An 8,644-nucleotide genomic window follows, 5' to 3' on the forward strand; every position below is an offset into this window, starting at 1 on the left:
CCATTGTCGGTTGGGGTGAGCGCAGCGATGCCCAACCTCGGCGCTGCCCGGGCGCTACGCCCCTTTGAGCCAGTCGAAGGTGCTGGCCATCTCGGCCGGGCTGACGTCGTCGATCTGGGCGTCGGCGAATACGTCTTCGCCGGCGCGCCAGGCGGCTTCGCTTTCGGATTGCGACAGGGCCAGCATCAGCGCGTGGTTCAGTTCGTAGGCGCCCCAGGCGTAGCCGGCGTCGCGCAGCGCGGCCTGCAGCGCGTTCTGCACCAGGCTGCGCACCATGCGATGGGCCACCGAATACGGGATGTCGTCGACCTGCCCGCAGGCGGCGAGCGAACAGGCGTGGCGGTCGTGCGAGGCATGGCCGCGGCAGGACAGCGGCCGGGCGGAGTAGATGACGCAGGCGCCTTCGTCGTCAACGAATGGACAGGGGCTTTGCAGCGTCACCCGCTGCGCATCGCTTTCGAAGCGCGTGCGCTCGTCGGCTTCGGCGATGCGCTGCACGACACGCCGGCAGACGGCCGGATCGGCGGCCACCAGATGGCGTGCGATGAGCAGCACCTCGGGTGCGGTGGCGGTGACGCGCAGCGTGCAGCAGGTGGCGCAACCCCGGTCGCAGGCGACCGGGGCACCGGCGTCGAGCCGCGCCTGCAACGCCTGTTCGAAGCCGTCGAAGGCCTCGTCGAGCAGATGCCCCAGCAGCGCTTCATCGTCGTTGCGCGTGTCGAGTATCTGCGCGAAGGCCGCATGCCGGGCGCGGAAGAAGCGCAGGTTGTCGTCGTGGTGTGCCATGCCGTGCCGCTCCGTCCGTAAAGACCCAGCGTCGCACTGTAGGGAAGGCGACGGCGGTGGCGGTTGACGCACCGCAAACGATGGCGATGCAGCAGCATCCGACGCTCAGCCGAGCACGGTTTTCGCGAACAGCCCCACCACCGCACACCCCGCGATCACGTGCATCACGTTCATCCGGTAGCGGAACAGCGCCACCGCCGCAGCGGCGGCGATCAGTGCCGATATCGCGTCGAAGCGGCCGTCGAAGCCGTCCGGCCACAGCACGTGGTAGCCGAAGAACAGCGCCAGATTGACGATGACGCCGACGACGGCGGCGGTGATGGCGGTCAGCGGGGCGGTGAAGGTGAGGTCGTCGTGCGTCGATTCGACCAGCGGGCCGCCGGCCAGGATGAACAGGAAGGACGGCAGGAAGGTAAACCAGGTGACCAGCGTCGCGGCGAGGGCACCGGCGAGGAACAGGCCGTCCGGCCCGAACAGCGCCCGCATGTCGTGGCTGAGATAGCCGCCGACGAAGGCGACGAAGGCGACCACCATGATGAGCGGGCCGGGTGTGGTTTCGCCGAGCGCGAGGCCATCTATCATCTGCGTCGGCGTGAGCCAGCCGTAATGGCCGACCGCGCCCTGATACACATAGGGCAGCACCGCGTAGGCGCCGCCGAAGGTGAGGAGTGCCGCCTTGGTGAAGAACCACGCCATCTGCGTCAGCGTGTGGCTCCAGCCGAAGAACATCGTCAGCAGCGCCATCGGAATCACCCACAGCAGCGCACCGATGACCACCACGCGCGCCAGTCGCGCCCAGCGAAAGCGCGCGTGCTCGGGCGTCGGCGTGTCGTCGTCGATCAGCGCCGGGCCGAAGGACTTGACCGTCTTGCCGTGGTCGCCGCCGGCGCTGAACAGCGCCGGCGCGAGGCGCCCACCGACGTAACCGATCAGCGCCGCCGCGGCGACGATGGCCGGAAAGGGCACGTTGAGCGCGAAGATGGCGACGAAGGACGCGCCGGCGATCGCCCACATCCAGTTGTTCTTCAGCGCGCGCGAACCGATGCGGTGGGCCGCCTGCAGCACGATGGCGGTCACCGCCGGCTTGATGCCGTAGAACAGCCCGGCCACCAGCGGCACGTCGCCGAACGCGATGTACACCCACGACAGCGCGATCAGGATGAACAGCGACGGCAGCACGAACAGCACGCCGGCAATGATGCCGCCCCAGGTCCGGTGCATCAGCCAGCCGATATAGGTTGCGAGCTGCTGCGCCTCCGGGCCGGGCAGCAACATGCAGTAATTGAGCGCATGCAGGAACCGGCGCTCGGAAATCCAGCGCCGGTTCTCGACCAGCTCCTGGTGCATGATCGAAATCTGCCCGGCCGGTCCGCCGAAGCTGATGAAACCGAGCTTGAGCCAGAACAGGAAAGCGTCGCCGAACGGCACGGTGGGAGCGGAGCGGGAGGTGTCGGCAGTGTCGGGCAGCGGCATGGTGAGGTTGATCAGTGCGATGGTGCGGGCGACAGCGTCGGGTGGCGAGTGTGAACGGTAATCGTCCGGTTTTTGTGGGAGCGGCGTCCCCGCCGCGATGCGCACGCTGCGCAACGATGGTCGCGGCACTATCGCGGCGAGGACGCCGCTCCCACAGAGGCCGCTCCCATGGCCCTGCGCTGCAAGCCAGTACGCTGCGCCGCGCCGTGCCCGGAGCCTACCGCAGCTTCATGGCGGTGCGTCTTGGCGATGCTGCAGCATTCGCGCCACACCGCCCCCCGACAGGCGCTGCGCATCGCGCTATCCTGCGACCAGTTTTGCTGCCAGGCCATCGATCATGTCTCAGCCTTCCCTGTCCGTTCCTGTTGCCGCTGCCCCGAACGACCCCGCGCCCGACACCACGATGCTGCGGGCCGTGACGGCGAGCGCGCTGCAGACGTCGCCGTTCGAGCATGTATATATGCAGAACGTGTTCTCGCCCGGCTTTTACGAGCGGTTGCTTGCGCTGATTCCGGCGCGCGAGCGTTTTCACGACCTGCGTCACAAGGACGCGATGCAGGCCGACGGCCGCAGCACGCGCCGGCGCATGTATCTGTACCCGGAACACCTGTGGCGGCTGCCGGCCGAACAGCGCGCGCTGTGGGGTTCGATCTCGCGCGTGCTGCGTTCGCGCGACATGCAGGACGCATTCAAGCTCAAGTTCAGACAGTCGCTCGAAACCCGGTTCGGCCGCAGCATTGACCAGATCGACCTGTACCCCATCCCCATTCTGGTGTGCGACCTGCCCGGCTATCAGATCGGCATCCACGCCGACGTGATGGCCAAGGCCATCACAGTGCAGTTCTATCTGCCTGAGGATGCCTCGCAACGTCACATCGGCACGGTGTTCCATTACGGCCGCACCGGCCCCGAGGCCGAAAAGACCATCGCAATGGATTTCATGCCGGCCAGCGGTTACGCCTTCGCCGTGATGGAGCGCGAAAGCTGGCACAGCGCGCGCCGCACCACCGAAGCCGACGGCGAGCGCTGGACCCTCATGCTGACCTACTACGTTCAGGACACGCCCAAGGCCTGGTTCAAGCGCCGCTGGGACCGCTTCCGCACCTTCTTCGGCCTCGGGCCGAAGGGCTGACTGCAAGCGCGCCCGTCTCCGCATTCTTGAGACACCTGTAGCCTTAGTGTGCTGAGACGTTCGTCTCACCCTTCGGCGTCTGCCTGTTTCAGGAATAGTCCCTCGCACGCAGGGGAAAAAAACCCGCCTTGATCACAAAGGATTTTTTCCCGGGCGCTGCCGTCTCGTCCGGCCAGCGAGGTTTTTGGCATGGATGATGCATTTATGCTTCCGCGCGTTGTCGCCGGGTGCCGCTGTGCGCATCCGAAAAAAAACGGAGGAGAACCCATGAACAAGCAAACCGGTCGCCTTGCCGGACCTTTCCTGACCTGCCTGGTCGCGATGTTCGGCCTGAATGCCGCCGTGCAGGCCGAAGATCCGGAACCGCCGCTCGGCGTGAACGTGCTCGAAGCCACCTTCAAGTGGCGTCCGAATTACGTCAGCGACGACATGCTCATCCACGCCGACAAGGACGCCAACAACTGGTTGCACTACGGCAAGGACTACCAGGGCTGGCGCTTTTCGCAGCTCGGTCAGGTGACGCGCGACAACGTGAAGAAGCTGGTGCCGAAGTGGAATCTGTCATTCGGCGTCAATGACGCGCAGGTCAGCCAGACCACGGTGGTGAATGGCCGCATCTACGTGACTGCCAGCCAGAACAAGGTGTTCTCGCTCGATGGTTCGACCGGCCGCATGATCTGGAAGTACGAGCGCTCGCTGCCCGGCGACCTCGGCCCGCGCCTGTGCTGCGAAGCGGTGAACCGCGGCGTCGCGGTGTACAAGGACATGGTCTACATGGCCACGCTGGACACCCACATCGTCGCGCTGAACAACACCACCGGCCGCGTCGTGTGGGAAAAGAAGATGGGCGACTACACCAGCGGCGAAATCTACACGTCGATGCCGCTGGTCGCCGATGGCAAGATCGTGGTCGGCAATTCGGGCGGTGACGTCGGCGGCAACGTCGGCAAGATCACTGCGCTCGATCCGGATACCGGCGAAATCATATGGCAGACGCTGACCCGGCCGAACAGCCCGAGCGATCCGCACGCCGCCACCTGGGCCAACGATTCGTGGCGCACCGGTGGCGCGTCGGCCTGGCTGACCGGCAACTACGAAGCCAAGACCAACACGATCTACTGGGGTGTCGGCAATCCGGCGCCCGACTTCGATCCGTCGGTACGCAAGGGTGACAACCTGTACAGCAACTCGACGCTGGCGATGGACGCGAAGACCGGCAAGATCAAGTTCCACTTCCAGTACACGCCGAACGACGCCTGGGATTACGACGGCAACAACGAAACCATCCTGGTCGATGACGAAAAAGGCCGCAAGGTGTGGCTGCACGGTGACCGCAATGGCCACCTGTATTCGATCGACCGCACCAATGGCAAGTGCAACTGGGTGGTGCCGATCGCGCGCGTGAACTGGGTGACCGGCTTCAAGGACAACTGCCGCCCGATCGTCAATCCGGACAAGGTGCCCGGCTACGACAAGATTGCCACCGACATTGCGCCGATTCTCGACGGCGGCAAGGAATGGCACCCGGCGGCCTACAGCCCGCAGACCAAGCTGCTGTATGTGCCTTTCATCGACAGTTCGATGGACGTCCAGGCCAAGAAGATGGAATGGAAGCGCGGCGAGTGGTTCCTGTCATCACGGGTGCTCAAGGCCAACCCCTACACCGGCGGCGTCAAGGCGTTCAATGCCACGACGGGCGAACAGGTGTGGTCGCGTCCGCAGAGCACGCCGGCCACCAGTGGCCTGCTTGCGACTGCCGGTGGTCTGGTGTTCTCGGGTGATGCCGAAGGCTTCTTCTCGGCCATGCGCGACGATTCGGGTGAAACGCTGTGGCGCTTCAACGTCGGCACCGGCATCCACGGCAACCCGACCACCTTCACGGCCGACGGCAAGCAGTACGTCGCGATCGTCTACGGCCCGGGCGGCGGCAGCCTGTGGCCGCTGGTGTACGGCGAGCTGTTCAAGCAGCAGAACCGTGGCGGCGGAATGATGGTGTTCGGTCTTGCGGACTGAACGCGTGACGCGCAGCGCGGCACGCTTGCTGCACGGCCTGTTCGGGCTGCTCGCGTGTGTCGCGCTGCCAGTGTCGGCCGGCGGCACACCCGCCGCGCTCGGTGTGTGCGTGGTCGAACAGAACCCGCCGTTTTCCTCGCGCACCGTTGCACCGGCGGGTGTCGATGTGGAGGTCGCGCAGGCCATCGCGGCACGTCTCGGCCGCGCGGTGCACTGGCAGTGGATCACGCTGCAGGAACGCGGCGGTCTGGGGCGCGCACTCAAGGAATCGGTGCAGGCCGGCAGCTGCGAGCTGTTCGCCGGCCTGCCGGTGACCGAAGGCAGCGACGATGACTTGTCTGCACGCGGACTGGTGGCGTCGCAGCCCTACGTGTCGGTCGGCTATGTGCTGCTGACGCCGGCCGCCAGCGCGATCGGATCGATGGCCGAGGTGCGCGCGCAGAAGATCGGCGCGGTCACCGCTACGCCGGCTGATCTGTATCTGCTGGCCGGCGGCTTCAACCGCTCGCCGTTCGCCGGCAGCGCGGCGCTGCTGGAAGCGCTGGCGAAGGGCCAGTTGGGCGCCGGCCTGCTGTGGGCCGGTCGGGTGGCGGGTGAAGCATTGCCCGCGGGATTGGTCGTGCGCGAGACGCTTCAGGCGCCGGCGCTGCAGACGCGCTTCGTCATGGTCAGCCGGCGCAGCGACACCGCGCTGACGGGCGCGGTCGATGCGGCACTCGGCGCGCTGCGGGGCGATGGAACGCTCGACGCGATCGCCACGCGCAACGGGCTGCCACCGGCCATCGGGCGCGGCGGCAACTGAAGGACATTAACCAGCCATGCGGGCGTTGTTTGCCCGCGGGCTGCAACTGAAGGCGCAACTCGACGCGCAACGGGAGGATTCGCAGATGATTCGATACACAGCACGGTGCGTGCTGCTGATGGCGCTGGCAGGCGGGGTGCAGGCGTTCGGTCCGGGCCAGGCGCCGGCCAACAATCCGATGGCCGGTGATCGCAGTGCGGCCGGCAAGGGCGAAGAGCTGTTCGGGCGCAATTGCCAGCAGTGCCACAATTCGCGTGGCAAGGGCGGCAAGGGGCCGCAGCTGGTCAAGGGCGCCTGGGGACCGGGTGGTGCGAACAGCGATGGACAGATGTTCGAGCTGATTGCCCATGGTCGTGCCGGTACCCAGATGGGTGGCTTCGCAACCTCGCTGAAGGAAGAAGAAATCTGGCAGATCATCGCCTTCCTGCGGGAAGAAGCGCTGCGCGTCCAGGCTGCCGACAAGCTCGCCAAGGATGACGACGAGATTCCGTTCTACTGAACTGCTGCATCACGACCCAACGGAAAGAACCCGATGAACAACAAACGCTTCAATGCTGCATCGCGCTGCCTGGTCGCCGCCGTCGCCTGCGCAGGCGCACTGATGGCCGCGCCCGTGCTGGCGCAGACTGCGCGCCCCACGCTCGATCTGGCCACTGCCCGCCTGATGGCCGATGCGTGCGAGCGCCACGCCAAGGAAAAAGGCTGGCGCATGATCATCGCGATCAATGACGAAGCCGGCAATCCGAAGCACTTCAGCCGGATGGATGGCAGCATCCTGATCAGCATCCGCGTGGCGCAGTTGAAGGCCGACACGTCGGCCGGCGCGCCGTTTTCGACGCGCCAGTTCCGCGAATTGTCGAAGACGGTGGTCGGCGCCGAACTGATTCCGCGTACCACCACCATAATAGGGGGGCTGCCGATCGTGACCTCGAAAGGCGCGCACATCGGCAGCATCGGTGTCAGCGGCGGGTCGGAAGAAGAAGATGAGGTGTGCGCTCAGAAGGCGCTGGACGCCGTCAAGCATCTGATGTGAGGGTGTGGGCCGACACCTTTCTGGCCTTCTTCTTGCTATGAAGACGGATGCACGCTGCCGTCGCGCCGCGGCACAACACATACCAAGAACTCAAAAGGAGCCAGAATGAAATCCCTGCCGATATCCGTTGCGCTCGCCACGCTGTTCCTGTCCGGCTGTGCCGGCCTCGGAACGAAAAGCGCCGGGCGCGACGAGGCGCCGGACAGCCACAAGCAGTATTGGGCGAAGTACGATCATTCGCTGAAGCCGGTGACACCGGCGGTCACGCTGAGCGAAAAGCTCGGGATGGCGGAGCCCGCGCGTCCGGCGGCGAGTGGCACCGCTGCCGCACCGGCTGTCGCGCCGGCGCCCGCCATCCGCGGCTGCGCGGAAGCGGCGCCCGACGCCACCCTCAAACTCATCGCACGGCTGGAAGCGACGCAGGGCAAGTCGCAAGGCGGATCGGCCGAACTCGATGCATCAGTCGTCAGGCTGGCCGAGCGCACGCAGATGCTGTCCTTCCTGCGCGAGTCGCTCTACCGCACCTGCGAGCGCGCAGCAGCCGGCCAGATCACCAAGGATGAAGCCGCTGCCGCCTACGACAAGGTGATGAATTCAGTTCACGCCATCATCGAAACCGACCGCGACCGCGCCCGTGAATCGGCGGCGAAAGCCGTCAAGGGCCTGTCACCGGAACAGATCAAGGCACTGCAGTAAGCCTTGATCGCGGACAGGGTCCGCTCCTCGAACGGCAAAATCATCGCGGTTTTCGTAGGAGCCGTCCCACGGTCGGCCCTGCATGGCCGTCCCACGGTCGGCCCTGCATGGCCGACCGGCTCCACGGGCGGCGAGCCGTGCTCGCCGAAACCCCCGCTCCGCCCCCGCAGGCGATGCGGTCTTCGGACACGCGACAGCGCTTGATCAGCGTGCGGATCGCGGACAGGGTCCGCTCCTACGAAAAGCAACACCGTCGCGGTTTTCGCAGGAGCCGTCCCACGGTCGGCCCTGCATGGCCGACCGGCTCCACGGGCGGCGAGCCGTGCTCGCCGAAACCCCCGCTCCGCCCCCGCAGGCGATGCGGTCTTCGGGCACGCGACGTCACGTGATCGACGCGCCTATCGCGGACAGGGTCCGCTCCTGCGAAGGGCGACACCGTCGCGTTTTCGTCGGCGCCCTCCGCGGCGGCTTTACACCTTCCGGTACACCTCGGCCCCCTGCTTGACGAACTCGATGGACTTGGTCTCCATGCCCTGGGTGAGCGCGGCTTCGTTGCTGAGACCTTGTGCGGCGGCGTAGTCGCGCACGTCCTGCGTGATCTTCATGCTGCAGAAGTGCGGGCCGCACATGGAACAGAAGTGGGCGAGCTTGGCGCCGTGCTGGGGCAGCGTCTCGTCGTGGAATTCGCGCGCCTTGTCCGGATCAAGCC

At 66.1% G+C, this 8,644-nt stretch carries 8 protein-coding genes and 1 pseudogene; 6 read left to right on the plus strand and 3 right to left on the minus strand.

Features of this window, described 5'->3' with window-relative positions; genetic code table 11:
- Nucleotides 1-54: 54 nt before the first annotated feature.
- Complete coding sequence (locus tag Q8R75_RS00500) at nucleotides 55-786, minus strand: YkgJ family cysteine cluster protein (protein ID WP_305613880.1); 732 nt, start codon at nucleotides 784-786, stop codon at nucleotides 55-57.
- A 105-nt stretch (nucleotides 787-891) separates the two neighbouring features.
- Nucleotides 892-2,259: a chromate efflux transporter gene (chrA, locus tag Q8R75_RS00505; protein WP_305613881.1), complete on the minus strand. Its 1,368-nt coding sequence runs from the start codon at nucleotides 2,257-2,259 to the stop codon at nucleotides 892-894.
- A gap of 337 nt (nucleotides 2,260-2,596) precedes the next feature.
- Between chrA and Q8R75_RS00510 the strand changes: the two genes are divergently transcribed.
- The 6 genes from Q8R75_RS00510 to Q8R75_RS00535 all read left to right on the plus strand — a co-directional run bounded on the left by Q8R75_RS00510 (nucleotide 2,597) and on the right by Q8R75_RS00535 (nucleotide 7,935).
- A complete protein-coding gene (locus tag Q8R75_RS00510; protein WP_305613882.1) occupies nucleotides 2,597-3,391 on the plus strand; it encodes a hypothetical protein in 795 nt (264 codons plus the stop codon).
- A 267-nt stretch (nucleotides 3,392-3,658) separates the two neighbouring features.
- Entirely contained in the window at nucleotides 3,659-5,404 is a 1,746-nt protein-coding gene (locus Q8R75_RS00515) for a PQQ-dependent dehydrogenase, methanol/ethanol family (RefSeq protein ID WP_305663472.1), read from the plus strand.
- Nucleotides 5,405-5,408: 4 nt separating this feature from the next.
- Nucleotides 5,409-6,206, plus strand: a complete 798-nt coding sequence (locus Q8R75_RS00520; protein ID WP_305613884.1) for a transporter substrate-binding domain-containing protein — start codon at nucleotides 5,409-5,411, stop codon at nucleotides 6,204-6,206.
- A gap of 85 nt (nucleotides 6,207-6,291) precedes the next feature.
- On the plus strand, nucleotides 6,292-6,705 hold the full coding sequence (locus Q8R75_RS00525; protein WP_305613885.1) for a c-type cytochrome: 414 nt from the start codon (nucleotides 6,292-6,294) through the stop codon (nucleotides 6,703-6,705).
- A gap of 33 nt (nucleotides 6,706-6,738) precedes the next feature.
- Nucleotides 6,739-7,239, plus strand: coding sequence for a heme-binding protein (locus Q8R75_RS00530; protein ID WP_305613886.1), 501 nt, complete (start codon nucleotides 6,739-6,741; stop codon nucleotides 7,237-7,239).
- A gap of 105 nt (nucleotides 7,240-7,344) precedes the next feature.
- Nucleotides 7,345-7,935: a hypothetical protein gene (locus tag Q8R75_RS00535; protein WP_305613887.1), complete on the plus strand. Its 591-nt coding sequence runs from the start codon at nucleotides 7,345-7,347 to the stop codon at nucleotides 7,933-7,935.
- A gap of 470 nt (nucleotides 7,936-8,405) precedes the next feature.
- Here the strand turns inward: Q8R75_RS00535 and Q8R75_RS00540 are convergent.
- Nucleotides 8,406-8,644: pseudogene (locus Q8R75_RS00540) on the minus strand (phosphomethylpyrimidine synthase ThiC); the annotation flags it as partial.

The organism is Methyloversatilis sp. (assembly GCF_030696805.1).
Lineage (GTDB): Bacteria > Pseudomonadota > Gammaproteobacteria > Burkholderiales > Rhodocyclaceae > Methyloversatilis.